General features: G+C 50.5%; 23 protein-coding genes. 18 read left to right on the forward strand and 5 right to left on the reverse strand.

Annotated features, from left to right (window positions below):
* Positions 1-32: 32 nt before the first annotated feature.
* The 16 genes from ACOXYR_RS02735 to ACOXYR_RS02810 all read left to right on the forward strand — a co-directional run bounded on the left by ACOXYR_RS02735 (position 33) and on the right by ACOXYR_RS02810 (position 16,476).
* Entirely contained in the window at positions 33-1,652 is a 1,620-nt protein-coding gene (locus tag ACOXYR_RS02735; protein WP_108475896.1) for a ShlB/FhaC/HecB family hemolysin secretion/activation protein, read from the forward strand.
* 14 nt (positions 1,653-1,666) lie between these two features.
* Positions 1,667-2,035, forward strand: coding sequence for a holo-ACP synthase (gene acpS, locus ACOXYR_RS02740; protein ID WP_108475897.1), 369 nt, complete (start codon positions 1,667-1,669; stop codon positions 2,033-2,035).
* 13 nt (positions 2,036-2,048) lie between these two features.
* On the forward strand, positions 2,049-2,810 hold the full coding sequence (locus ACOXYR_RS02745) for an SDR family NAD(P)-dependent oxidoreductase (RefSeq protein ID WP_146745450.1): 762 nt from the start codon (positions 2,049-2,051) through the stop codon (positions 2,808-2,810).
* Positions 2,811-2,813: 3 nt separating this feature from the next.
* Positions 2,814-3,362 (forward strand): 3-hydroxyacyl-ACP dehydratase FabZ family protein, encoded by a 549-nt coding sequence (locus ACOXYR_RS02750; RefSeq protein ID WP_108475899.1) that lies wholly within the window; start codon positions 2,814-2,816, stop codon positions 3,360-3,362.
* A gap of 21 nt (positions 3,363-3,383) precedes the next feature.
* Positions 3,384-3,665 carry an acyl carrier protein gene (locus tag ACOXYR_RS02755; RefSeq protein ID WP_146745451.1) on the forward strand — a complete coding sequence of 94 codons (282 nt, stop codon included), beginning with the start codon at positions 3,384-3,386 and terminating at the stop codon, positions 3,663-3,665.
* A gap of 35 nt (positions 3,666-3,700) precedes the next feature.
* The gene (locus ACOXYR_RS02760) at positions 3,701-4,861 is read left to right on the forward strand and encodes an aminomethyl transferase family protein (protein ID WP_189623898.1); all 1,161 of its coding nucleotides are present in this window, start codon (positions 3,701-3,703) and stop codon (positions 4,859-4,861) included.
* A gap of 77 nt (positions 4,862-4,938) precedes the next feature.
* Positions 4,939-7,497 (forward strand): beta-ketoacyl-[acyl-carrier-protein] synthase family protein, encoded by a 2,559-nt coding sequence (locus ACOXYR_RS02765; protein WP_189623899.1) that lies wholly within the window; start codon positions 4,939-4,941, stop codon positions 7,495-7,497.
* A gap of 4 nt (positions 7,498-7,501) precedes the next feature.
* A complete protein-coding gene (locus ACOXYR_RS02770) occupies positions 7,502-8,725 on the forward strand; it encodes a beta-ketoacyl synthase (RefSeq protein ID WP_108475902.1) in 1,224 nt (407 codons plus the stop codon).
* Positions 8,722-9,675: an ATP-binding protein gene (locus ACOXYR_RS02775; RefSeq protein ID WP_421356052.1), complete on the forward strand. Its 954-nt coding sequence runs from the start codon at positions 8,722-8,724 to the stop codon at positions 9,673-9,675. The genes ACOXYR_RS02770 and ACOXYR_RS02775 overlap by 4 nt, the downstream gene beginning before the upstream one ends.
* Positions 9,676-9,685: 10 nt before the next feature.
* Positions 9,686-10,393, forward strand: coding sequence for an ABC transporter ATP-binding protein (locus ACOXYR_RS02780; RefSeq protein ID WP_350435927.1), 708 nt, complete (start codon positions 9,686-9,688; stop codon positions 10,391-10,393).
* Positions 10,377-11,033 carry a hypothetical protein gene (locus ACOXYR_RS02785; protein ID WP_421356039.1) on the forward strand — a complete coding sequence of 219 codons (657 nt, stop codon included), beginning with the start codon at positions 10,377-10,379 and terminating at the stop codon, positions 11,031-11,033. The genes ACOXYR_RS02780 and ACOXYR_RS02785 overlap by 17 nt, the downstream gene beginning before the upstream one ends.
* Complete coding sequence (locus ACOXYR_RS02790) at positions 11,034-12,344, forward strand: ABC transporter permease (protein ID WP_189623902.1); 1,311 nt, start codon at positions 11,034-11,036, stop codon at positions 12,342-12,344. It begins immediately after the preceding gene.
* Positions 12,345-12,352: 8 nt separating this feature from the next.
* Entirely contained in the window at positions 12,353-13,141 is a 789-nt protein-coding gene (locus ACOXYR_RS02795) for an outer membrane lipoprotein-sorting protein (RefSeq protein WP_189623903.1), read from the forward strand.
* Positions 13,138-14,526, forward strand: a complete 1,389-nt coding sequence (locus ACOXYR_RS02800) for a hypothetical protein (RefSeq protein ID WP_421356040.1) — start codon at positions 13,138-13,140, stop codon at positions 14,524-14,526. The genes ACOXYR_RS02795 and ACOXYR_RS02800 overlap by 4 nt, the downstream gene beginning before the upstream one ends.
* Positions 14,527-14,542: 16 nt before the next feature.
* Positions 14,543-15,484 carry an ACP S-malonyltransferase gene (locus tag ACOXYR_RS02805; protein ID WP_421356053.1) on the forward strand — a complete coding sequence of 314 codons (942 nt, stop codon included), beginning with the start codon at positions 14,543-14,545 and terminating at the stop codon, positions 15,482-15,484.
* Complete coding sequence (locus ACOXYR_RS02810) at positions 15,481-16,476, forward strand: hypothetical protein (RefSeq protein ID WP_421356041.1); 996 nt, start codon at positions 15,481-15,483, stop codon at positions 16,474-16,476. The genes ACOXYR_RS02805 and ACOXYR_RS02810 overlap by 4 nt, the downstream gene beginning before the upstream one ends.
* A gap of 51 nt (positions 16,477-16,527) precedes the next feature.
* Here ACOXYR_RS02810 and ACOXYR_RS02815 read toward each other — a convergent pair whose 3' ends face one another.
* The 3 genes from ACOXYR_RS02815 to ACOXYR_RS02825 all read right to left on the reverse strand — a co-directional run bounded on the left by ACOXYR_RS02815 (position 16,528) and on the right by ACOXYR_RS02825 (position 21,541).
* A complete protein-coding gene (locus ACOXYR_RS02815) occupies positions 16,528-18,135 on the reverse strand; it encodes an FAD-NAD(P)-binding protein (RefSeq protein WP_421356042.1) in 1,608 nt (535 codons plus the stop codon).
* A 117-nt stretch (positions 18,136-18,252) separates the two neighbouring features.
* A complete protein-coding gene (fhuE, locus tag ACOXYR_RS02820; protein WP_415728514.1) occupies positions 18,253-20,457 on the reverse strand; it encodes a ferric-rhodotorulic acid/ferric-coprogen receptor FhuE in 2,205 nt (734 codons plus the stop codon).
* Between the two features lie 190 nt (positions 20,458-20,647).
* On the reverse strand, positions 20,648-21,541 hold the full coding sequence (locus tag ACOXYR_RS02825; protein ID WP_167405878.1) for a LysR family transcriptional regulator: 894 nt from the start codon (positions 21,539-21,541) through the stop codon (positions 20,648-20,650).
* 188 nt (positions 21,542-21,729) lie between these two features.
* On the opposite strand from ACOXYR_RS02825, the gene ACOXYR_RS02830 reads away from it, so the two are divergent.
* A complete protein-coding gene (locus ACOXYR_RS02830; protein ID WP_421356043.1) occupies positions 21,730-22,899 on the forward strand; it encodes an MFS transporter in 1,170 nt (389 codons plus the stop codon).
* A gap of 3 nt (positions 22,900-22,902) precedes the next feature.
* A complete protein-coding gene (locus ACOXYR_RS02835) occupies positions 22,903-23,931 on the forward strand; it encodes an alpha/beta hydrolase (RefSeq protein ID WP_421356044.1) in 1,029 nt (342 codons plus the stop codon).
* Positions 23,932-24,182: 251 nt separating this feature from the next.
* Here ACOXYR_RS02835 and ACOXYR_RS02840 read toward each other — a convergent pair whose 3' ends face one another.
* Positions 24,183-24,638 (reverse strand): DUF1398 family protein, encoded by a 456-nt coding sequence (locus tag ACOXYR_RS02840; protein WP_108475913.1) that lies wholly within the window; start codon positions 24,636-24,638, stop codon positions 24,183-24,185.
* Positions 24,639-24,913: 275 nt separating this feature from the next.
* Positions 24,914-25,438, reverse strand: a complete 525-nt coding sequence (gene acpT, locus ACOXYR_RS02845) for a 4'-phosphopantetheinyl transferase AcpT (protein WP_108475914.1) — start codon at positions 25,436-25,438, stop codon at positions 24,914-24,916.

A 25,438-nucleotide genomic window follows, 5' to 3' on the forward strand; every position in this document is an offset into this window, starting at 1 on the left:
TTGCTGCTGTCTTTATTAAGCTTGAGACCATAATGGAATTACGATTTAAATTTAGCTGGCTGCTCATTCTTTTATGTTTTCAGGCATCCGCAAAAGACAGCCTAGATAACCTGATTAAGCAGCAAAAAAATGCTGATGCAGGGACGTATCGCGCGCATAAATTAGAGAAAAAGGACGTCTACTCTAACGCGCAACGCCATACGTTTATGCTGGGTGATTTACCGCAGGAGAAAAACTGCTTTCTGATTAACCGCGTAGAACTCGAACATGACTTCCTGGGACGTCAGCTGAGTAAAGCGGTGAATAAAGCCATTGCCGGACGTTGTGTTGGTAGTGTGGGGGTGCAGAAAATTGCCGCGGCACTGCAGGATTATTATATTAACGCCGGGTATATCACAACGCGTATTAGTCTTCCCGCGCAGGATATTTCCAAAGGCACGCTGCGTTTACGGGTGAATGCAGGAAAAATAGAAAAAACGGTTGTTGAAGGTAACGACATTAGTGAGTGGATGTTACCGTTTCAGCGTAACGATATTCTGAATATACGGGATATTGAGCAGGGGCTGGAAAACCTTCAGCGGGTACCTGGCGTTGACGTCAAAATTAACATTGAACCGGGAACGCGGGACGGTTACAGCATCGTTCATATCAATACCCAGCGTGGAAAAACCTGGAGTGTTCGGGCGAGCTATAACAATTGGGGCGATGAAGAGACCGGACGCTACCAGACTTCTGCGGTCGGTTATTTGTTCAATGCCGCGAAAATGGGCGACCTGTTTTATGTGGCGGGAACCCGTAGCACCACCGGGCAATATGAGAATGTGAGTGGTTACTACTCTCTTCCGGTTGGCTACTGGGAATATGGCTTCTTTTACAGCAAAAGCCAATCGCAGCAAGCGATTCCGCTCTCTTATTCTACCCTGGATTACGAGGGTGACAGCGAATACTGGAGCGCAAAAGCCTCGCGTACGGTATATCGCGATAAAAACAAAAAGCTGGCCGGAAGCGTTGAGCTGATCCGCCGGAAGTCGGCTTATACGCTGAACGGCGAAGAGATTACTTTGCAGGCGCGGGATATGGGCAACGTCAAGCTTGGGCTTAATTATAAGCAGCAGTTGCCAGGCGCATATTGGGATTCAACGCTCTCATGGCAGCGTTTTTTAACCTGGTTTGGCGGAAAAGAAACGCCTGATATGGTGTACGGCGACGTAAGCCCGGTTAGTCATGTTTTTAATTTTGCCGGGAACTATACCCGACAAATTAATAGCGGATATTACAACGCCGCGTTTATGGCTCAGTATGCACCACGTGAACTGACGCTGCAGGATCAAATAACTGTAGGTGATCGCTGGAGTATTCGCGGTTTTGAAAATAGTGCTGGTCTTTCAGGTAATGACGGATTTTATATTAAAAACACGCTGACCTATCCCTTTATGGGCGGCAAGGCCAGTTATTATGCGGGTGTGGATTATGGCCAGATTTACCAGGATGCCTCATACGGTGACGAAACACTTATTGGCGCAGCAGTCGGTATTGATGGCACGATAAAAAGTCTCGAATATAACTTTTCCGTGTCAACACCACTTAAATATCCGGACACACTGGATATCGACAAGGTTAACGTAAATTTTAATTTCTCGTACCAGATGTAGAAGAGAGTAGCGTAATGAGAATAGGAACCGACATTGTCGAGATTGCCCGAATCACCCGTGCGATTCTCAATGGTGAACAGGCTTTTTATCAGCGTGTTTATACGCTGAAAGAGTGTGCGCTTATTAATCCGGACAATCCAGATTATGAACGCGCCTCGGGTTTTTGGGCCGCCAAAGAAGCGCTAGTTAAAGCTATAGGCTGTGGTTTTCGCGACGGAGTTCGCTTTCAGGATATTGAAATAACCCACGATGTTAATGGGGCTCCATATTTTATTATCACTGGACGACTGCAAGATATTCTTGTTGGGCAAGGCCTTAAAAATGTCGCCCTGAGTATTTCGCATTGCCGTACCCACGCCATTGCGACCGTCATCGTTTATTAACTCAATATATGTGATGAATATGTACAAATATAATGATTTGAATGAAAAAACTGTGCTGGTGACTGGTGCCAGTGGCGATATTGGATTGGGTATTTGCGAAAAGTATCTTGAGCAGAACTGCAATGTTTATGCGCTCTATAAATCCAATGATGTGCAATTAAATGCCCTGAAAGCGAACCATCCGGTTGGCGATAAGCTGCATATTGTGCAATGCGATCTCGCTTGTTCACAGAGCGTTACTGCGCTCTGCGAACAGATTGAACGCGAAGCCGGCAAAATTGATGTGCTGGTTAACAACGCGGGCGTCGTCAAAGACAGCCTTTTTGCCTCGATGAGCTATGAGGATTTCACTCAGGTTATCGAGACCAATATGTTCAGCATTTTCCGCCTCACCAAAGACGCGTTGATGCTGCTGCGCGCGGCAGACAAACCGGCCATCATCAATGTTGCCTCTATTGCAGCGTTGATCCCAAGCGTCGGCCAGGCGAACTACAGCGCCTCGAAAGGCGCGATTCTTGGCTTTACCCGTACGCTGGCGGCAGAGATGGCCCCCTGGGGCGTCCGCGTTAATGCTGTTGCACCGGGAATGATTGAATCGAAAATGGTGAAGAAAGTCTCCCGTGCGGTGGTTCGCGCGGTAACCAGCACCATCCCGTTACGCCGTCTTGGCACATGCGAAGAAGTGGCAAACACCATCGTCTTCTTAAGTTCTTCAGCCTCCAGTTACATTGTCGGCCAGACCATCGTTATCGATGGCGGCCTGGTTATGCGGTGATTTATGTCTAAATACACGATCCCTTCGAAGATCTTCCTCGAAATGGGCGGCTGGCGTCAGCCGCTGCTGATGGTCGATAAAATCGAAGATTATAAATATGGCGAAAATGGCTTTGTTAGTGTCGTAAAACACGTCACTTATAACGAACCGTATCTACTCGGACATTTCCCTGATGATCCGATTATGCCTGGCGTGATCATCTCTGAAATCTTCGGTCAGGCGAGTGAGTATCTGTCATTCCTGACAGACATTTGCGATATCTGGCGCGAGCGTTATGAGGAAGAACTGAAGTCATTGCGCGATATCCATGCGCGTATTTATCGCCCAGAAATGCTGGAGATAATCCGTACCCGTCGCACCCAGGTGCGCGGTGTGCTGGCGGCACAAAATTTAAAGTTTAAAGATATCGTCTATCCGGGTGATTCCATCGACGTTATCAGCAAACTCGCCTTTTCGGATGCCAACGGCTTTAAACATTATGCCGTCACCGCGCACGTCGGTAAAAAGCTGATTAGCCAGGGCACCATTATTAATTTCCGTGAAACCAAGTAGTCCAATAAGAGAGTGAACACCATGTCTAACATGAATGACGCGATTGAACAGCGTAAAGAAGTTCTGATGACCATTAAAACTGAGATTATCCAGCGCCTGAATATTCAGCGTGAGGAAGCGCAAATTGATGATGATACTGCGCTGTTTGGTAATGGTTTTAAATTAGATTCAGTCGATGCGACGGAAATTGTCGTTCTACTGGATAAAGTTTTCGATATCAAAATTAGCGAAAGTGACGATCCATCTTATATGCGCAGCATTAACAGTCTGGCGACTTTCGTTATTCAAAAGAAAAACGATTAATCACCCATTAACGAGAATATTATCAGGACCTATGTATGAAATCTCTTACTGAATTTCACTTGAAAAACAACGCCGTAATGGGTGTATATAACAATCGCACGGTGCCATCTTCTTATCATCCGGCAATCGTTGAATATAAAGCTGTGCGTGAAAATGCATTGCTGGTGGATCATTCCCATCTCTCTATTGTGAGCGTAATGGGCGATGACGCCTGGGCGCTAATCAACCATCTGGTTTCCGCTGATGTATCCATCATTCGTGATGAGCAGGCCATTTACTCTCTGGTGCTGAACGAAGAGGGCACCCTTCGCGGGGATATCTACGTGCTGTGCAGCATCGACGGTTACTACCTGCTGTCCGAAGATATTCCGGCAGCAGAACTGATTGCCAGCATGAATACCATTCTTGAAAAAGCGGAAGAGCTGGATATTCAGACGCTGCCCGAGATTCAGGATATGCAGGAAAGTGATTGGGGGGCGATCCTGCTTGAAGGCCCTTACTCATGGGAAATTATGTCAGAAATTCATGGGTTTGACGTGATTGGCCTGCCTTATTATGAGTATATGAATACCGATGAGGATCTGCTGATCTTCCGCTGCGGCAAACACGGTGAGTACGCTTATATGACTATCGGTGAGCAAGCAAAACTGGCTGAACAGTGGGAAAAGCTCTTAACCGTTGGTGAAAAATATCAGATGCAGACTGGCGGCCTGGATTATCAAAAAACCGTTCGCGTAGAAAACCCATGCTGGGACGCAAGCCTTTGGGAAGGTCAGGCGGTTAACCCGGTTCAACTGCAAATGCAATGGGCAGTGCAGTATGACAAAGATGACTTTATTGGTAAGGAGGCTGTCACTGCACTCTCTGAGAATTATACCGGCACCAAACTCATCGGGATGATTGCTCAGACTGAATGCGAAGGTATTGCTGCAGGCGATCGCGTTCTCGCGGAAGGTAAGGATGTAGGGTACGTGGTGAAAGCGGTATTTTCACCGGCGCTACAGCGGTTTATTGCACTGACCATGCTGGAAAATGATTACGCCTGGTCGGATATCAGCGGCTATGAAATTCAGACTGCCAGCGAAACCATTCCCGCACAATCAAAATGTCTGCCGTTTATTTATAACCTGAGCATGTTGGTTAGCCCAACAGAGCACAGTTATATCGATGCATCTAAAAATAAAAGCGCAGCGTAATTAAAATATGTCGCGCGGGGAAATAACCCGCGCGACCATTTCACCACGACGAATGGCTGGGTTGCCAGGTATTATTCATGAAAACGAGCAGGAAAAGAGTTGTTATTACCGGACTGGGGATTTTATCCTCCCTGGCTGAAAATATTCAGGATTTCCGGGAAGCATTATTAAATAAGAAAAATGGTGTTGCTGATAGCGAACGTTTTTCAACATGGTTTGAAAATGCACGTGCGGCCGAAGTGCTGCATGATATTGATTATTCCGATCTCTCAGAGGACGTCATTGCTTCGCTGGATAACGCAGCGCTTTGGGCTTACAAAGTCGGTAAAGATGCATTGAATCAAGCCGGCCTGATGGAAAGCCGTGAAACGCTCAAAGAGACTGGCCTTATCGTCGGCGTCTCGTCAGCGGGAACGGAAGCGTTTTTGCCGCTTTTTGAACAGCGCATGAAAGATTTTTCGCTGCGTAAAGCGCTCTTTTCCGGCGCGTTCTCATCCTGTTGCTCCAGCGTGTCGACGCTGTTGGGTCTTCAGGGGGGAGTTGAACTGGTTGCTACGGCGTGTACCGCCAGCCCGAACGCGGTAGGGATGGCGTTTGACTACATCCAGAACGGTAAAAGTAAAACGATGCTGGCAGTGGGCACTGAGCCAATTTATCTGCCAACCTTTGCCGGATTCTACGCGCTAAACGTCATGCACCCTGACACCTGTACGCCGTTCTCGGGTCAATCCGGTATGTCGATTGGTGAAGGTGCGGGTGCCATCGTGCTGGAAGAGTACGAGCACGCCATCGCGCGTGGGGCGACCATTTACGGTGAAATCCTCTCTTATGCCACATCCTGTGATGCTTTCCATGAAACCGGGCCGGATCCGCGCGCCAGCGGTGCGGTGCAGGTGATGCATAAAGCGATGGAAAACGCGGGTGTCACGCCAGAACAGATCGACTACGTCAACGCGCACGGTACGGGTACCGAAGCTAACGATCGCATCGAAACGCTGGCGATGAAAAAGGTCTTCGCCAACCACGATAAGTTGCTGGTGAGCTCCACCAAATCTTACTTCGGCCACAACATTGGTGCTGCGGGTATTGTGGAACTGATTGCCTGTCTGGCAACGCTTCCGGATAACCGCGTACTGCCGACGCTGAATTTCAGCCAGGCTCGCCCGAATTGCGATCTGGACTATGTGCCGAATGAGTTTCGCGATCGCAACGTTAACATCTTCATGAAGAACAACTATGCCTTCGGCGGCAATAACTGCTGCATGATCCTGAGTATGGCGCCGGCTTCGATCCCGGTTAGCACCTATGATGCGAAGCGCGTTGCGATTTCAGGGATCGGCGCGGTATCGGCCATTGGTCATACGCTGAATCAGGTGCTGGAGAACGTCTGGTCGCAGGAGAATCACGTCGAGTTGGGTGGCGTCACTTTCCCGGACGACACGCTGGAAGAAGCCAAAGAACTGCTGGCGGTGCTGGATGCGTCTAACCAGTTTGCCGAGTTGTTTGATGAAGAGTACAGCTTTAGCGACGCGACGCTGCCGGAAACTGAAAGCAACTTCAAAACGTTCCAGGTCTCTGGGCTGGAGCCGCGTAAACACCTTCGTCGTTTCGACCCGCGTAAAGCAACCCGTGGCGGCACGTTCGCCCTGATTGCCCTCACCGAGGCGCTGGAACAGGCAAAGCGTAAAATCAAGCGCGATGGCGATGAGCTGGGCATGATCATGGGGATGTCCCGTGGGCCGCAGGAAACCACCTACAAATATCTGCAAAGCCTGAAGCCCGATCCACGCAAAGTGCGTACCTCGGAATTCCCTGGCTCGCTGATGAATGCGATCCCAACATTCTGTGGGATCTCAGAAGGGATCAAAGGGTATACCACCACGCTGGCTACCGGTGAAAACGCGGCGCTCGGCGCGCTCACCTACGGCTATGAAATTGTGCGTCAGAACCTGCAGCCACAAGTACTGGTGGGCGGTGCGGATGAGTATTTCCCGTCCATGTCGCTGTATATGGACGCGGTGACGCAAAAGATCCACATGACGGCTAAGGCAAGCGACTATCAGATCTACGGTGAAGACCCGAAGGGCTATGTCCCGGGCGAAGGCGCCTGCATGCTGCTGCTGGAAGATCCGCAGCAGGCCGCTGCGCGGGGGGCTGAGGTGCTGGCAGAACTGGTCGGCTACGGCAAATCATGCAGCAACACCTATTTCGACGCCTCTCTGCTGGAGGAAAAATCGGCCTCAATGGCGCTGGCGATTGAACGCGCGCTTACGCACGCGGGTATCACTGCTGGCGATATTGATCTGGTGTGTGGTACCAGCAACGGTAGCGATGATCATTCCCGTATCGAAATTGACGCGATCTACAACACCTTCGCCGCCCAAAAACCGGCGGTACCGGTAGTGAACTACAACGCTTGCTTTGGTTTTGTCGCCTCTGCAGCCGGTTTGCTTAACCTGGCCGTGATCGTTGACTGCATTAAAAAGCAGGCCGTACCCGCTATTCCGAATACGGTGAATTTCTTTGATGACCGCGTGAATTTTGTTCGCCAACCGATGAAGCTTGCTCTTAAGCATGTCTTACTGGTGGGCGCAACGGAAGGCGGTAACTACTACGCATTCGTCATTAAGGGATAAGACTGTGGACAATGCCGCTATTATTTCGGGTTACAGCGTCTGTTTGCCGTATGCCGAAGACTGTTCGCAGTTAATTGATCATCTGAAACAGGGCAAACGTGTAAAACGTCAGCCCTGGTTTACCACTGACGAAGAAGCCATTAAGTGCGGATTCAAAGGTAATACATCCGTGGCGACGTTGAAACACGTGGATGATAGCGCATTGGATCTGCTGTCTCAGTTGGTCGATGAAGCACTCGAGCAGGCAATGCTTGATAAGCATTGCCTGAGCGGGCGTAACGTTCGCGTTTACCTGACCGGTATCGGGCCGCGTATCGACGGGCTGGATTACAAATCTTTCTATAATTACAACGATGTAGAAGATATCAACTTAACGCAGACCATCATGAATCTGCATGCTTCTAAGATGTCGCAGGACTCGATTTCCAGCCATCTCGCGCGTCATTATCGCTTGCAATATTTGCCGCCAAATTTGAACTGTACCAGCAATTCATCCCTGACTGCCGTGCATCTGGCAACGCAGGGAATTGAGCAGGGCGGGATTGATATCGCCATTGTGCTGAACTGCTCAAAAATCAAAACCCAGGACATCTGGTTCCTTGAAACGCAATCCATGCTGGATAGCGAGCAGGTTCAACCGTTTGGTGAGAACAGTAAAGGCGTCTTGTTCGCAGAGGGTTTTAGCGCACTTCTGCTGGAAAGCGCCAGTCATCGCCGGGCGCGTCAACGAACAGAAGGCATAAGGTTGCAAACGGTCTACACCCAAATCAGTGCCGGGCGTAGCAACGATGCTTCATGGCTAAGCACTAACGTGCATAAGGTTATGCAGGCCGCGATGAAGCAGGCTGAAATCACGGTGGATGACCTTGCAGCTATTCTTCCGCACGGCAACGGTTCCTCTGTGAGTGACAACGCAGAAGCCAAAGCCCTTGCCATGTTTGTCAGCGATCGTCAGATCCCCGTACTCGCCTATAAAGGGCAGATCGGCTACACCGCGACCGGATCTGGCGTTATCGATCTGATCATCGGCCACCATACGTTGACGCATCATGAACTGATCGCACCGGTTGGTAACGACGTGATTATCGATAGCCTGGCTTCGCTGGTGCTTACCGACGGTAGCGTTACAGGGCATAACAAACATCGGTTATTGAAGGTCGGCGTGGGAGTTGATGGCTCGGTTATCGGCGTGGTGATGTCTGCTATGCAGACGGGGAGCGCGAAATAATGGCAAAAAGTCTCTACCTGTCTTCCTGGTCGCTAACGGAACCGGAGGACACGTTTCATTTTTATCAGCCGACCTGGCTCAACGCCTGGGAAGCGCATATGTATGAAAGAGGATTACATGGCACCCGTGCGAATGGCTGGGGGCTTAAACGCTTTGGCGTGGAGTCCGACGTTTATGCGCCGGAACGGATCCGTAATCCACACTATATGCCCTACCTTGAGGCCATGGAGCAGGTTACCGATTCTGCATTACAGAACATGCCGACTAAAGAGCGGATGAAATTAATGAAATCGCGTACGGCGTTTATTTATGCTGATTCCTGGGGGGAATCCGGGCCGTTTGAGAATATTTCCAGCGCGTTGCATATCGCGATGATTGATACGCTGCCAAAGAATCTGCTGAAGAAATTCTCTATAACAGAACCGACCTGCAAGATTCGTGGCGAAAAACAGGCCTTCGCTCAGGCACTGCGCATGGCTCAGGATTATTTAGCCTGGGATGTATTCGACAATGTGGTGATTTGTGCCGCCTATCGGGCAATTCCGGTGCTGGTGTTCTCTGAAGAGGATGTGGGTAAACCGCGTAAGCGTTTATTCCCTCGCCAGGCAGATGATGTGAATTTATCCGTTGAGCGGGTGGGCTGCTTTATTCTCAGCCAGCGTGAGAGCGCAATTAAGGTGCAGTGCGGAGAGTATATTTCCGGCCGTGCGCCAGAGCATGCTGCGGGTATTGATGTCATGGCGTTCAGCGATCGGCAAAAAAAGCCGTTCCGGCCCGAGACTGGCATTATCGACCTGGTGGCGCATTATGGTGAAAGTGGCTGTCTGACGCCAGCGTTGAGCATGGACTATTTGACCCGGCATATTCAGCCTGGCGGGAAAATGCGCACGGTCATTGCCGATAAGCAGTTTGGTTATCACTACTTTGACCTTGAATATCTTGAAGGATAACGACAGTCATATGCAATCTACTATTAAATCGTTGCCCGCTATTTCACTTAGCAATATTTACAAGTGTTATGGCACCGGGGCAGCAAAAGTTGATGCGCTTAAAAGCATTAATCTTGATATCAATAAAGGCGAGTTTCTTGCACTGTGTGGGCCATCGGGCAGTGGTAAAAGTACGCTTTTGAATATTCTTTCGGGTATTGATAAACCGACCTCCGGAACGGTTATCTTTTTAAATAAATTATTGAGCCAGTTGCCGGAAGAGCAGCTGTCGGTCATCCGTGGAAAACATCTGGGTTTTATTTTTCAGTTTTTTAACCTTATGCCGGTATTAAACGTATTCGATAACGTTTATTTCCCGCTAATACTGAATGGGCTGTTCAGTAAAAAAGAAGCCAAAGAACGGACGCGACATTATCTCGATAGCGTGGGGTTAAGCGGCTTTGGCGATCGTAAACCGGGACAATTATCGGGCGGTCAACAGCAGCGTGTCGCCATTGCCAGGGCATTAGCTCACGAACCTAAAGTGGTGGTTGCTGACGAACCGACGGGGAATTTAGATCTGGCCACGGGCGAGGCCATTTTGGATCTGCTATTGAACATTAACCAGCAGACCGGCACCACATTTGTGATTTCCACGCACTCAAGCGAATTAAGAGCGCGGGCGCGGCGCGTGGTTGAAATTCAGGATGGAGTAGTGATTCATGACTCAGATGCATAAAGGATTCTGGCTGGTTGCCATCTTTCTGTATGCCATGTTTTTGGCTCCGGGGATTCATGCGGCGACACCCGATGCAGTAAACCATGTCCTGCAAAAGGGGCTTCCGGCGCAACCAGCAGAACTGGCGGCCTTGACCGAGGCGTTAAAACAAGAGTATGACGCCCGGCATAACGTGGTGGCGCTGGTTTTTTACGCCTACGGCTTGCTGCGTCAGGCAGATGGATATTCGATGACGAACGATTTTATCCATGCCTCTGAATATGCCAAAAGCGGTTTTTTCTGGCTCGATGAAGCAGTGGATTTGCATGAGAAGAATCAACGGGTACGTTATTTGCGTGCCCGGGTGGACGCCTATTTACCCGCTAATTCAGGACGGTGTGTGGTGACTATCAAGGATACCGAACAGATGCTGGCCGCCCCGGCGATATGGACAGCGACGATCCTCGACCACATTCTCGCAATGCGTTATCGCGCTTTGCGTCACTGTCAGGATACTCCAGGAGCGAATGCACTGCTGGCGCAAATTAAAGGGCAAAATGCCACGCTCGCGCAGTCGCTGACGCATGATTTTAATGTTGTACCGGAATGGGATAGTGAAGAGTTAACCCAGGTACTGCTGCCGCTGATAAAAGGTAAGTAAATGTCCAGGGAAATTATAGTCGTTAATATCGTGTTGATGCTGATCCTGTTTTTTGTGATTTATCAGGTTGTATTTTATTCACGCGATGTCAAATTTTCATTTTTAAATCTTTTTCGGCATAAACGCCGTTCATTTTCGACGATAACCGCAATTGTATTGGGTGGCGTGGCGATTTTTTTGTATGGCGGGTTTATTGATTACTCTTTCTGGATCCTGAAAGAGCAGACCATTCGCACTAATATTGGTCATGTACAGATCTATAACAACCATTACTTTGAAACGTCGAATAAAAATAAGAGCCTGATTGCCGATTATGCAGCGTTAAAGAAAGCCATCCTGGACGATCCCGCGCTGGCGGCAGATATTTCAACGCTTTCCGGGCAACTGGAGTTCACTGGGGTGATGTCTCATTACGAGAGCGAAACATCCAGCTACTTCTCTGCGCTGGGCGTGGAACCGTTACCCGCGTTAAAGCTGGGATCGTTCGATAAGATCATCGCAGGCAGCGATCTTTCCCGAGTGAAGGGGGATGAAATCACGCTGGGAAGTGGTCTGGCGAAAACGCTGAATGCGAAATATGACGATTGGCTGGACGTAATGGTAGTCAATACGGCGGGCGGGCAGGGCGCGTTGTCGTTAAAACTGCGCGGTATTTTTGAATCAGGCATCAAGGATTATGACGATGTCGCGATGAAGATCCCGCTTGAGACCGCGCAACGTATGATGGGGACTGACGGCGTCAGTAAAGTGCTTATCCTGCTTAAGGATGATGACACCGCGGCATTCAGCGCGAAGCTGCGTCAGTTTATCGAACGCCATCATCTGCCGTTAATGGTGAAAGACTGGCGTGATGTATCACTTTTTTATCAGCAGGTTGAAGGGCTCCTGTCCGGCATCTATTTCTTCATCAAGCTGATTGTCGCCCTGATTGTCATCTTCATGATCGGCAATTCCATGGCGATGAATATCGTTGAGCGTACCCGGGAGATTACCACCCTCAGGGCTATTGGCCTGAAGCCGCTTCACGTAACGCGTCTGTTTCTGACGGAAGGCATTTTTATTGGCGTGATTGGCGCAGTCGGCAGCCTGCTGGTGGGGGGAGCTATCGCCTGGGTAATTAACCTTTACGGCATTGCGATGCCGCCATCACCGGGGCAAACCATCGGCTATACCGCTTTTATAAAAACCAGTAACCCGGAATTGATTTGGGTGACGGTGGTATTACCCATTTTGACGGCAACAGGCGCGTCGGTATTACCGGCTTTACGGGCTTCCCGATTGAATATTTCTGACGCATTTAAATTTTCGTAGGACACATTATGAATATGGCTTTTTATGGCAAGTGGTTTGCTTGCCTGTGGCTCGCGACGTCATGCGTTCAGGCGGCGAGCATTGATAATACGGCGCTTGAGATTATTCGTCGCGCTGACGAAATCCGTTCGCCGAATAAACCGTTTCGCTATACGCTGACGGTAACGGAATATAAAGCAGGCGCAACGCAACCAGAGAATAAACAAATTCTTGATATTTCTATGCGTTTTATGAAACCGCAGGGTACTGAAAAAGCAGATGCTCGCTCGTTAGTGCGGTTTATTTATCCGCCGCGAGATAAAGGCAAAGTTATGCTTTCCGATTGGTACGATTTATGGTTTTACACGCCGGAACTGCGTCGCCCGATGCCTATTTCTCGACAACAACGATTGATTGGGCAAATTTCCAATGGCGATGTCATTGTGACAAATTTTGAATATGCCTACGACTCAACTCTGGTAGGGGAAGTTTCGTGTGGCGAAAAGCAGTGTTATAAGCTGTCGCTACTGCGTAAGTCGGCGGATATCACCTGGCCGAAGGTTATCTATTACGTTGAAAAAGAGGGTGATAACCGCCCGTGGAAAGCGGCCTATTACTCGCAGGATGACCAGTTAATTAAAGAAGTGCAGTATCAGGATTTTCAGCCTGTTTTGGGCAAATCGCGTCCTATGCGAATCACCGTTACCGATGTACGTCATGGCAATAACTATTCGGTAATGGAGTACAGCGATGTTCGTCTGGAGTCACTTCCAGAGTTTCATTTCACCAAAGAGTATATTCAGCGAGGTGCGAAATGAAACGCGCGCTGAACGTTCACGTATTGCTATTCCTTGCGCTGCCGCTGGCGGCGCAGGCGGATTGTCTGTCAGGTGAAGACGTCGCGCAAAATAGTGATGTGACGCTTTATGAGCAGGTGTCCTATATCAACAAGCAGACCTCGGCCTGGCAAATTGAAGGGAAAAATCCGTACACCCGTCATAACGGTTATCAGGAGGCTGGCGTCGGCATTAGCACTGGTTGCTCGATTATCGATAATAAGCTGGATCTCAAGCTGAATCTGTATGGAATAAATGAGTATGCGCTTAAACCTGCAGGGAAATTTGAATCGGATGATAGCCGTACGCGTGCGTTAATTAACCGTCTGAGTCTGGTCTATAGCGCCTCTGACAGTGTTCAGTTTGAAGCGGGCAAATTAGGTGCATCATCAGGGATGTTCTTTTTGCGCTCACCTTCTGATTTACAAACGCATTATTACACCGGTTTTCAGTCGACGCGTCTGCACGATCCCAAAATGGCATCGGTATATCAATCTTCATCGTGGGCGGGAAAAATGAGTGTGGAAACGCGTGATTACGCGTTTACGGCGAGCGTTGTCCCTAAATTAGCGACGATAGATAAGCGCTATATAACCTCGGGAAACTGGTCTGCCAGTCAACAGGGAAACAGCGACGAAGCGTATCTGTTGAGCTATAGCGATCATCGCTTCGGTGAACACACGCCTTCCGTTACGCTGCGGCTTGGGCCATCACCGTCAGTGGCTTTGTCTGACAGCTACCACTATAGCCCGCAGCTGACGCTGAATATTGACGCAGCCTATCACCGTACTCAGCAGTGGCGGCATCTTTCTCGTCATAAGCTGGCACAAGTTGAACAGTATCAGTTCCCGAATTCGCTGTATGAAACGGCAGATGAAAATAATGTAGAGCTGGCGCTGGGGGCGCAATACACCCGGGATAATTTTAGCGTATTTGGCGTGGAATATTATTTCCAGAGCGAAGGCTATTCACGTTCTGAGCAGCGCCAGCAGCGTGATTTTATCGATTTTCTGAACACCCGAACGGGCTATGCCCCACTGGATCAGGCGTTTGATTCTTATAAATACCTGATGGCGTCAGAAATCAGCAATACCGCTAATCAGGGCATGCTGCAAGGTAAGCACTATCTGAATACCTATGCCAGCCTGCCGCTGGCGGGGGGAGCCACTCTACAACCATCAATGGTCGTGAATGTCATGGATCGCAGCACATTGCTGAATGTGCATTATTCCACGCCGCTCAGCGCTATCAATAACCAGATTGAAGCCTATGCAGGTGCCTGGAGCGCGCTGGGACACCGTGACGCAGAGTTTGCGCTTTTTGGTGACACGTTAGGCCTCTATTTGGGCTTTAAATACTATTTGTAAGGATAGAAATATGATGATGAATAATGCACCGCAACCGACCGTGCTGCTTTTTGCCGGCCAGGGTAATCCCGTTATCGGGATGGGCAGCGATCTTTGGGATCTGAATGCCACCACTAAACATATTTGGGATTGTGCCAGCGATATTTCCGGGCTTAATTTGCGCCGCCTGTGCCAGAAAGGGCCGATGAATCGCCTTATACAAACCACAGTACAGCAACTGGCCGTGACGGCGATTAATGTGACGCTTTATACCCTGTGTAAAGCGCGGCTGGAGAACGTCACGGTCGTCGGTTCATGCGGCCATAGCGTTGGCGAATACAGCGCGCTCTACGCTGCCGGGGCAATTTCTCTTGAGACACTGTTCGGCATGGTTCATTTCAGGGCGAATCTGATGCATGACGAAAGCCAGAGAAATAAAGGTGCGATGCTGGCGGTGAAGGGAATAAATCGCGAACACTTGCAGAAGATGATAACTGACTCGGGTATTGCGCTGGATATCAGCTGCGATAACACACCGCGCCAGCAGGTTATTGGAGGGACGCAGGCGGCGCTAAATGCGTTCGCAACGGTGCTGATGGCCGCTGGATTTGAACCCGTCAAACTCGGCGTAAGCGGTGCCTGGCATACCCGCTTGATGGCGGACGGTGTTCAGGCGATGCACGATTACCTCGCCGGGCTGGATATCGCCTCGCCGCAGCATCAGGTCTTGATGAACGTGACCGCGAAGAGCGAAACGGCTCCATCTATCATTAAACAAAACCTGTCGTTGCATTTAACCCACACGGTTAAATGGACGGATTCCCTTCAGGTTTTCCTGGATCTTCCGACGCCGGTGACGTTCCTTGAGATCAGTAATAAACCTTACCTGGGAAATATGCTGAATGATTTTGCGGGCGTTGATCCACAGCGTGTGATGCATTGTCGTAAAGCCTTTAGTGATGCGAAGGTAATGAAATGATTCCCGACTATTTAACGTTTATTCGCTTTCAGGATAAACGCAGCCTGATATTCATTTATGCTGTAAGCCTTATTCTGCTTGGTTTTTACTGGAAGAATGCGGCATTCGCCTTTCCTGCGCGGGATATTGTGATCGTCAGTGGAATCCTGGCGCTGGTTTTATATAACTTTATTGTCGATCTAAAGGCATACTGGGCTTATAAATGTGTCACCAAAAATATTGATTTCTCCTGGTTTAAGAACAAGAAAAACCGCAAAAGCGAAGTGGCCCTGACACATCCTGTTGTGGCGAGTTTCCTTTCATTGCTACTGTTTAGCATGCTGGGATGGGGATGTTACCGTGTGATGCCTTCCCTTTATGCGTTGCTGGTCATTGCCCTGCTTGGGCCGCTGGTAATTTTTTTATTGTTCCGGCCCATCAGAGACAGCTACGTAAAGCAGGTGGCGATTTCGGTGGTGAAAAAAGTGAAGTTTAAAAATTTGACACGCTATGTATTACTGTCCGTGAGCGTATCAACGATTATCAATCTTCTCACCATCAGCCCATTACGCAATAGCGATGCCTTTTCTTTTTCGGGACACTGGTTATCGTTTCAGGCGGTTATTGCGATGACTATTTTATGTGCGGTGGTATTGACGATTAACCTGCTGTTTCTGCGCTTTACCAAGCGCTATGTTTTTTTGGGACGCCTTTTTTTGCAGGAGGTCGATCTTCTTTTTTCCACCGGGATTATGCTTCCAACGTTTTTTGCCAAAGCCTTCTGGCTTCGGATGTTTATTCTGCTGATTATTGAAGTGTCATGGATTACGCTGGTATCAATAGCGGCGACGCTCGTTGGCGTTAATATTGGGTTTGAGGTCTATTTTTTAATCTGTTATATCCCTTGCCTGACCTACTATTTTCTCCATTGTCGCTACCAGTGGCACTACGATTTTATGATGGCGTGTGATATGTATTTTCGCTGGGATCGGCTGAAAACGATCGCACACTAAATTGTGTGCGATCGCCCTGGGCCGGATAAGGCTTCCATGCCGCATCCGGCTTTACTCCGGTGCCGCGAGTTTTCTGCGTCTTCCGGCGGCTTGTTGCGCTACCCCTTTCGCCATCGCCGCGCCGATTTCCGCACACACCACCAACCCCTGCACAAACGGTCTGTCATGCATCAGCCACGGCAGTGCGCCAAAAGCGATTCGCCCGCGCACGCTATCAGGCGCCTGCAAGGTATAGTCGTCACCCACGTCCGGGATGTCATCGCCGCAGGCTAAAAGCTGTTTGCGCAGCGTGGGGAAGGGAAGGTCTTTGGTTTTCAGCGCCTTTTGACCGCGAGCGTCGATAAACACGTCAAATTCATAGCGCGCGTCATCGGTGGTAATGATCGTCAGGCCGTCGTTGACCTGCATCTCATAGTCGTTCCCCAGGGCCCGAATATGAATCAGCCCGGCTTCACGCAGCGCCAGCAGGCGGCGGATGGATTCCGAGGGAATGGCGGCATAGTTGTCGATAAAAACACGCGCCAGACCTTTTTTGAAACGTTTACTCTCCTGCTCACTCAGATGCGGGACAATCTCTTCTACCACTTCATGTAGCCGCAAAATGGTGTAACGCCAGGGCACCGTGTGTTTTTCGCGCTTGTTGCGTTCCACTTCTTCCAGGTTGTCCTGTGCCCAGTAAAACGGATCGTGTTTTTTGCGATCGGCAAACCAGGCATCGGCCAGCGTGTCGGCGTTAAGATTATTTAAGCCAATTTCAGCCGCCCACTGCGGATCTGCCCGTTCCAGTTCCGCGACGATGAGCTGAAATACCCTGTCCAGCAGGCCATCACTGCCTTTGGCGATTTCATCTGCAATCGTTTTTTCCGTCACGATAGTCAGCGGTTCATAAGGAAGCGGGCAGTAAAAATCAGCCTCGGGCAGGATCCCGGTGCGTGACATCAGGGTCAACTGGAGTGCTTCGCTGCCAGGATTAAGGCGAAAACTCACTGTTTTGCCTTCGTCGGTGATGAATTTCCCATGCTGCGAAACGACGGCCATTGCCGCATCAAGGCCGCTCAGCGAAGCGCCCATAATACCGACGCGACAGGGATGAATGTGCGCATCCATCAGCCCGGTCCACGGGCTGGGATAAAAGTCGCGCGGCGAGTCATCATCGTCAGGCCAGAGATGACCTGTAGCAACAACCGCAAAATCAAACGTTTCTGGTTTATTGCTGCCTTCCGTTGATACCTGTACGCCCTCTGCGGAAGCTTTCAGATCGGTGACTTTGCTTGCTTCTCGAACGGAAACGCTAAACCCTGAACGTTCTGCTTTTTCGACCAGTGCCAGAAAGCGGTCACGGTAATAATCGCCGAGGATCACGCGCGGCAAAAATTGCCGGTCATGCAGCGATTCACGTTTAATCGCAAAGCGCGCCAGGTAGCTGTCGCTTTGGTGACGTAGCCAATCCAGATAAGTGATAAAAATTGGCGGGATCTCAATGCTGGCGATATTCGCCAGCATCAGCGTAGCATTATTATCATCGTTATAAGGCATGCCGACGCCAGCTTCGTCTGCCTGCTCGAAGAGCGTAATCGCAAGCGGTTCGCCGCGTTCAAGAAGCGCGTGAAAGGTGTAGATTCCGGTCGGGCCGACGCCGACAATCGCAACGTTTTTCATAATCATCCTGAATAAGAAACACAGTGATAAGTCTGGTCGAAAAAGGCGATTGCGCCAAACCCGGCGGCGGAAATTCAGAAGAAGGAAAACGGCACCGGGCGGTGCCGTTGAGGGAGATCAGAAGTTATAGGTGCCGCTGACCGAGAAGTTTCGCGGTGCGCCGTACACGCCGTAAGTGCCGAGATAGTCGTAATACTCTTTATCGAACAGGTTGTTCAGGTTGGCCTGAAGGGCAAAGTTTTTAGTGACCTGATAGCGGCTGAAGAGATCGACCACCGCATAGCCACCCTGTTTAATACGCGTGTCGCCGTTCGGCCCGGCAATGTCCTGCCAGGTTTTATTCTGCCAGCGCACGCCGCCGCCGACCGCCAGTTCAGGCAGCATCGGCAATTGATAGCGGGTAAACAGTTTCGCCGTGGTACGCGGCTGTTCCGGGTTCACCGCCACGCCATCACCATCTTCCGCAATATATCGGGATGCGCCGAAAGTAAGCTGCCAGCGGTCGGTCAATGCGCCGTTAATCTCAAACTCCACGCCTTTACTCACGGTGCCATCGACGGATTTATAGGCCGTCTGGCCGCCGGAGCCCGGAATGGTTTGCCCGGTGCTGACCGCAACTTTGTCCTGCTCGGTGCGGAATACGGCAAGCGTCGCGGTCAGGCGGGTGTTGAACCAGTCACCTTTCACGCCAGCTTCATAACTTTTGCCAGTGGTTGGGTCGAGGAACTCACTGTTGGCGTTGCGCTTGCTGGTTGGCTGGAAGATGGAGGTATAGCTGGCATAGGCCGACCACTCATCGTTGATGTCATACACCAGGCCTGCATATGGCGTGACATCATCGAATTTGCTGTCGCGGGTTTCGTCCGGTTTGCGCTCCAGATTGTAATGGGCGCTCCACTCCGTCCAGCGCACGCCGAGGATCAGGTTAAGCGGGTCGGCCAGCGAGAGGCGCGTCGCGGTGTAGAGCGATTTCTGGCGGATGATATCGCGCTGATACAGCGCCCAGTCAGACCACTCCGGATACGCCAGTTTGCCGTCATAGTTGTGAATATTGCCGACATCCATCAATCCGTAGTTATCGGTAACCGGATACGCGTTGTCGTAGTTGTTGCGCTGACGGCTGTAGCTGCCGCCGAACATTATCTGATGCTGGCGGCCAAACAGTTCATAACCCCCGCGCACAAAGGCATCCACTGAATCCTGTTTACGCTCGCCACGGTTCCAACCGCCCCATGCGCCCTGGTAAAGTGCGCTGTTGTACAGGCCGGTATTTTTATCCGGGAAGCCGTCGATATACATCAGGCGGCTATCGAAATTGGTTTCCGCATGCATGGCGTTCACCTTCGCCTCCCAACCGTTGTCGAAACGTTGGGTCAGGTTGGCGAATACGCGCGACGTATCCTCATTGGAGTAAGTCCAGTCAGCGGCGGTATTGAATTCACGGCGGAAATCGGTGCGGCTGCCGTCGCTCCACAGGGAAGGGAAGCCGCCCCAGGTTGGGCTGTCTTCTTCGCTCTTCTGATAATCGTAAGCCAGAGAGAGGGTGGTGGAGTCTGTGATATCGGCATCCACCACGCCGGTGATGAATTTTTTGCGGTAATGATTGCGCTCAAGCCAGCTGTCATTGTCCTGATACCCGGCAATCACGCGGCCACGTACGTCACCGGATTCGGTCAGCGGGGCCTGTAAATCCAGCACATAACGTTGTTTATCCCAGCTACCGTATGTCGCGGAAGCGGAGCCTTTAAATTCGCGGCTGTCGGCGTGCTTACGCACCATGTTGACGTATGCCGATGGGTTGCCCGTGCCACTCATCAAACCCGCTGCGCCACGCACTACCTCAATGCTCTCAAAAATCGCCGTATCACCCGCTGTGTCGCCAAAATTCCAGCGATCGTCGAGGAACGTCGGCATATCGTCGAAGGCAAAATTACTGACGAAGAAACCGCGTGAGAAGATATTGGTGCGATGGCTGTCGATACGGGAAACGCTCACGCCGGTGGTGTTATCCAGCACTTCTTCAATCGAGTTCAGCTCCTGATCTTTCATTCTCTGCTGGCTGATAACGCTGACCGACTGGGGAATATCGCGCTGCACCAGCAGCATTTTGGTGCCGGTGGTGGTGGTTTTAACGCTGTAATCCTGGTCCTGACCTTCGTCGCCCGGCGTGGTGCTCTCTTCCACCACAATGGTGTCATCGCTGTTCGCTGTGGCGGCAAAGGATAGCGCAGGCGTGAAAGCCATCGCCACGGAGAGGGCGAGCAAAGAAGGGGAGCATCCGAGCGGGCGACGCGTTTCCCGGGGCTGATAAGTGAAAGACATGATAAACCCTTAAGTGTGTTTGCGGGACTGCCCGACAGCGATACATAGCCGCGCCAGGTTTTGTATTTTTAATTAACTCATGAGCATAAAAATGCGAATGAGAAATATACGCATTAGTGTTTTAGATGTAAATGGATGTAAGCGGATTTTATGGAACCGCTTTCACATAAGGGAAATCACCAGCAGAATGTCAGGGATGTTTATTGCGTAACGCGTCGACTACCAGGGAAAATGCCGGGGAGGGCTGTTTGCGGCTGGGGTAGTAGAGATAGTAACCGGGGAAAGGTAAACACCAGGGTTCGAGTATGCGAACCAGGCGGCCATCAGCAATGTGCGTTCCAAACTCTTCTTCAGGCAGGAAAGCGATACCAAAACCGGCCAGCGCCGCATCAACGATATGTTCTGAAGTGTTAAACGTGAGCTGCCCGCTAACGCGCACATTTAAATCACCGCCATCCTGATCGAAATCCCACACATACAGCCCGCCGGATTTAACCATCCGCTGATTAATACACTGATGCTGCGTTAACTCGTGTGGCGTTTTCGGCGCGGGATGACGGGCAAAGTAGTCCGGTGAAGCGACCGCCGCCATGCGCAGCTTCGGGCCAATCGGCACGGCAATCATATCCTGGTCGATGGTATCGCCCAGACGTACGCCAGCGTCAAAGCGATCCGCCACAATGTCGCGAAAGCCGTGGTTGGCATCAAACTCAACGTGAATATCCGGATATTCACGCAGCAGCGGCGTGAGCTTTGGTAACAGCGTGGTGCGCAAAACGTTGGGCCCGCAGGTAATGCGAACGGTGCCAGCCGGTTTGTCGCGCAGTTCGGTCAGCATATCCAGTTCCGCTTCAATTTCATCAATGCGTGTACCGACTGAGGCCATCAACCGCTCCCCCGCTGCCGTGGGCGACACGCTGCGGGTGGTGCGGGTGAGCAGGCGAATCTGCATTCGCGCTTCCAGCGCAGAAATCGCCTGACTGATTGCCGGCTGCGTGACGCCCAGCAGTGCCGCCGCGCGGGTAAAGCTCCCTTCGCGAGCCACGGTTACAAAGTAGAGCAGATCGTTCAGATTTCTTTTCATGATCGGCATTCTCAATTAATAAGCGCTGCTTATAAGCCTATTAAGTATTCATTAGCTAGTTATCCTACGCTCACCGTGTAAAATTTTCAGCAACGAATATTCCCGCCAAATGAATGACGTTATTCCCGCGAATAACGTGCGGCCCCGGCTTGTCTGAAAACAGCCGGTAAAACAGGAGGAAAAACATAATGGCTTTGCAGGCTGACGTTCAACGCGCCCATTGGGGCGGCATTTACGCCATGACACTGTGTGTTTTTGTATTAATTGCCTCTGAATTTATGCCGGTGAGTTTGTTGTCGCCCATCGCGGCTGATTTAGGCGTGACGGAAGGCCTGGCGGGTCAGGGCATTGCTATCTCCGGGGCGCTGGCGGTCATCACCAGCCTGACGCTCTCGCGGCTCACCGCTGGGCTGGATCGCCGATATCTGCTACTGGGCATGACTGCGCTGATGGCATTCTCAGCTGCGATGATCGCCATGGCTGCGAATTATGGTGTTTATATGGTTGGGCGTGCGCTGATTGGTATTGCCATTGGCGGCTTCTGGTCCATGTCGGCGGCGACGGCGATCCGTCTGGTACCTGAATCGCAGGTGCCTCGCGCATTAGCCATTTTCAATGGCGGCAATGCGCTGGCGACGGTTATTGCTGCGCCGTTTGGGAGTTATCTTGGTGAAGTAATGGGCTGGCGGGGCGCATTTTTCTGCCTGGTGCCTGTCTCGATTGCCGCCTTCATCTGGCAATGGTTTAGTCTGCCAGCTATGCGCTACAGCCAACAGCGCAGCAGGGTGCTTCCTCTCTTCGCACGTCCAGTTGTGGCGGTGGGGCTTCTTGCTTGCGGGCTCTTTTTTATGGGTCAGTTCACGCTCTTCACCTACGTGCGTCCTTTTCTTGAAGGCATTACGCAGGTGAGGGGAACTGCCTTGTCTGCCGTTCTGCTGATCATCGGCGTGATGGGATTCATTGGCACACTGGTAGTGGGTCGCCTGCTGAAACACGGTATTTATCGCACGCTAATTCTCATTCCGCTGTTGATGGCGGCGATTGCTATCGCACTGATGATTTTTGGTCATCAGCTTTGGTTCGTCGTGCCACTGCTGGGCGCCTGGGGGTTGGTCGCAACCGCAGCCCCGACAGGCTGGTGGACGTGGCTTGCGCGAACGTTACCCCATGACGCGGAAGTCGGCGGCGGCGTGATGGTCGCCATCATTCAGCTTTCCATTGCGCTGGGATCAACGTTGGGTGGCCTGATGTACGACCATCACGGCTGGCACAGCACCTTTGCACTGAGCGCTGGCGTTTTGCTCTGCGCATCGATCATCACTTTCACAACCTCACGTAAACACACACTCAGGAGTTAACCTATGAAAAGCGTCACACTGGCGTTGGGCTTACTGATTAGCGCATTTGCCTCTTCCGCTGCGGATATGTCGCGCGGAGCGGACAATTTCTACAAAAGCGATAGCGTGGCCCAACAGCGCGTCAGCTTTAAAAACCAGTATCAAATGAACGTGGTGGGCAATCTGTTTATGCCTAAAACGCTGGATAAAAACGCGAAGCATCCGGCGATTATCGTTGGGCATCCGATGGGCGCGGTGAAAGAACAGAGTTCTAACCTTTACGCGCAAAAACTGGCGGAGCAGGGCTTCGTCACGCTGGCCATTGATCTCTCTTTCTGGGGCGAGAGCGAGGGTAAACCGGGCCATATGATTTCGCCGGAAATCTACGCCGATGATTTCAGCGCGGCGGTTGATTACCTCAGCACGCAGCCGTGGGTGGACGCGGAAAATATTGGCGTACTGGGTATCTGCGGTAGCGGTAGCTTTGTGATCAGCGCGGCTAAAATCGACCCGCGTATGAAAGCCATTGCGACCGTCAGCATGTATGACATGGGGGCCGCGTTCCGTAATGGCCTCAAGCACTCGCAAACCGTTGAACAGCGAGAAGCGTTGATTAAGACGGCCATCGAGCAGCGCTTTGCCGAGTACCAGGGCGGCGAGACTGCTTATATACCGGGTACGGTGAACAAGCTGGATGACTCCACGCCGGCAATACAGCGTGAATTCTTCGATTTCTACCGTACGTCACGCGGCGGCTATACGCCGAAAGGCGAGAAAGAAGAGCTGACCACCAAACCGATGTTAAGCAGCATTGGCAAATTTATGAATTTCTATCCGTTCAATGATATCGAGACCATTTCGCCACGCCCGATGCTGTTTATTTCAGGCGATCACGCGCATTCGAAGGAGTTTAGTGAAGATGCCTATCAACGCGCCGGGCAGCCGAAAGAGCTGTATATTGTGCCGAACGCCGGGCATGTTGATCTTTATGATCGTACGGATCTCATTCCCTTCGACAAACTGACGGCATTCTTTAAAACGAGCCTGAAGTAAATCCTCAGCGTTATCCGTCATTATTATTACGTATATCCTGTTGTGCTTTTTTTGTTATAGAATATCGCCTGATAACATTGTTATCAGGCGATGCTTATCTCTTATCGTCTGGTGCAAAAAAGGAAAGTTGCGATGGAAATGAACCAGGGAGGTTCAGTGAAAATGGTCTCGTTAATTACGTTATCGTGTGCGGGGATATGGCTTATCTTGCATGGGCTCTGGATGTGGTTGCCCTTACGATAATCACGCGGTTAATTATAACGCCATGTATGCTCAGATGTATTTACCGGTGTTATCTCTTCGCTGAAAATCACTTTGTCCGATAATCCGACATATTTTCGTGTCATCTGTTTTATATCCACTATCCACTTATATACCCCGGCGCTGGCCACCAAAGTACAATACTCTTCATAGCCTATTTTACCTGCGAAATGGCGACGCGATGCCGCGCGGATGAGGTCTTCATTAGCCCGCAAGCTGACGCGTTTGAGGCTATACTCGCCTTCTATAATGCGAATATTTCCTTCGCTATCAACAAGCGTCACGTTTCCGGTTGAGACGAAATGAACGTAGAAAACGATATTCTGTTTTTCGAGTTCTTTGATCAATTCATGCAGCGTTATCCGCGTTCGGGCCTCAGAAAATAGAGTGCGTAAAATAATCAGTGCCTCAAAATTAATGATTACAATAGTTACAATAATGCTAATTAAAGTTAGTAAAGGTAACTATCTTCTAACAGAGAGCCACTATACGGGCAAAGCGAATCCATAGACAATTGAAATTTGTGTTATCTCTATCACAAAAAATGATTATGCTAAATTTTATGTTTCCGCTTTGTTTCTATTATTCATATTACTGATGGAATATATCAACATCACCCCTACATATGCACGAATTTTGATCTGATTTAGGTATTATATATCATCGTATATTATGATAATACTTTAGTGGTGTATTATTTGTCACAGTGATATTCACGTTATTATTTAACAATGAAATCGTTTTCCCGCGCTGAAATGGGGGTCGGGGTACACAGCGTGACTATTCGATTTTCTGACCAACGAAGTTGCAGTAAAAACAGCGGAGCGGGTTTACAACTGTCGAATTCCGCGATTTGCCAGATCTGACTACCTGCCTGTTTAAGCATCGCCTCTTTACGCGTCCAGATTTGCCAGAACGCGACGCGCTTATCTTCCGCGGCTGCCATCAGCGCCTGTTCCCCGGCGCTGAATACCGATTCAACAATACGCTGGCTATTTTTACGCGGGCGTATGATTTCAATATCGCAGCCTACCTCGCCCTCGTCGCTCAGCAGCAGAACGATATCATCGCCACTGTGGCTGATGTTAAACCACAGCGGATAGCCATGAGTAAAGCCGGGTTTGCCGTTACGGTTGCGAATAATCTCAGGCACCACGGCAGGGGAGAGCGCCCGTTCAAGCAGCGCGCGTCCCGCCGCCTGAGCGTCGATATAGTCCGATATCTTTGCGCGCAGCAGGCGATACAT

Source organism: Pseudocitrobacter faecalis, from assembly GCF_965231525.1.
Lineage (GTDB): Bacteria > Pseudomonadota > Gammaproteobacteria > Enterobacterales > Enterobacteriaceae > Pseudocitrobacter > Pseudocitrobacter faecalis.

What these genes read in the sequence shown, in the direction of transcription:
- ACOXYR_RS02790 (WP_189623902.1), top strand. Translation starts at nt 11,034, where the DNA reads ATGTCCAGGGAAATTATAGTCGTTAATATCGTGTTGATGCTGATCCTG.
- ACOXYR_RS02745 (WP_146745450.1), top strand. Translation starts at nt 2,049, where the DNA reads ATGAATATGTACAAATATAATGATTTGAATGAAAAAACTGTGCTGGTG.
- ACOXYR_RS02780 (WP_350435927.1), top strand. Translation starts at nt 9,686, where the DNA reads ATGCAATCTACTATTAAATCGTTGCCCGCTATTTCACTTAGCAATATT.
- ACOXYR_RS02830 (WP_421356043.1), top strand. Translation starts at nt 21,730, where the DNA reads ATGGCTTTGCAGGCTGACGTTCAACGCGCCCATTGGGGCGGCATTTAC.
- ACOXYR_RS02760 (WP_189623898.1), top strand. Translation starts at nt 3,701, where the DNA reads ATGAAATCTCTTACTGAATTTCACTTGAAAAACAACGCCGTAATGGGT.
- ACOXYR_RS02815 (WP_421356042.1), bottom strand. Translation starts at nt 18,135, where the DNA reads ATGAAAAACGTTGCGATTGTCGGCGTCGGCCCGACCGGAATCTACACC.
- ACOXYR_RS02795 (WP_189623903.1), top strand. Translation starts at nt 12,353, where the DNA reads ATGAATATGGCTTTTTATGGCAAGTGGTTTGCTTGCCTGTGGCTCGCG.
- acpS (WP_108475897.1), top strand. Translation starts at nt 1,667, where the DNA reads ATGAGAATAGGAACCGACATTGTCGAGATTGCCCGAATCACCCGTGCG.
- ACOXYR_RS02810 (WP_421356041.1), top strand. Translation starts at nt 15,481, where the DNA reads ATGATTCCCGACTATTTAACGTTTATTCGCTTTCAGGATAAACGCAGC.
- ACOXYR_RS02825 (WP_167405878.1), bottom strand. Translation starts at nt 21,541, where the DNA reads ATGAAAAGAAATCTGAACGATCTGCTCTACTTTGTAACCGTGGCTCGC.
- ACOXYR_RS02750 (WP_108475899.1), top strand. Translation starts at nt 2,814, where the DNA reads ATGTCTAAATACACGATCCCTTCGAAGATCTTCCTCGAAATGGGCGGC.
- ACOXYR_RS02735 (WP_108475896.1), top strand. Translation starts at nt 33, where the DNA reads ATGGAATTACGATTTAAATTTAGCTGGCTGCTCATTCTTTTATGTTTT.
- ACOXYR_RS02755 (WP_146745451.1), top strand. Translation starts at nt 3,384, where the DNA reads ATGTCTAACATGAATGACGCGATTGAACAGCGTAAAGAAGTTCTGATG.
- ACOXYR_RS02835 (WP_421356044.1), top strand. Translation starts at nt 22,903, where the DNA reads ATGAAAAGCGTCACACTGGCGTTGGGCTTACTGATTAGCGCATTTGCC.
- ACOXYR_RS02765 (WP_189623899.1), top strand. Translation starts at nt 4,939, where the DNA reads ATGAAAACGAGCAGGAAAAGAGTTGTTATTACCGGACTGGGGATTTTA.
- ACOXYR_RS02785 (WP_421356039.1), top strand. Translation starts at nt 10,377, where the DNA reads ATGACTCAGATGCATAAAGGATTCTGGCTGGTTGCCATCTTTCTGTAT.
- fhuE (WP_415728514.1), bottom strand. Translation starts at nt 20,457, where the DNA reads ATGTCTTTCACTTATCAGCCCCGGGAAACGCGTCGCCCGCTCGGATGC.
- acpT (WP_108475914.1), bottom strand. Translation starts at nt 25,438, where the DNA reads ATGTATCGCCTGCTGCGCGCAAAGATATCGGACTATATCGACGCTCAG.
- ACOXYR_RS02805 (WP_421356053.1), top strand. Translation starts at nt 14,543, where the DNA reads ATGAATAATGCACCGCAACCGACCGTGCTGCTTTTTGCCGGCCAGGGT.
- ACOXYR_RS02800 (WP_421356040.1), top strand. Translation starts at nt 13,138, where the DNA reads ATGAAACGCGCGCTGAACGTTCACGTATTGCTATTCCTTGCGCTGCCG.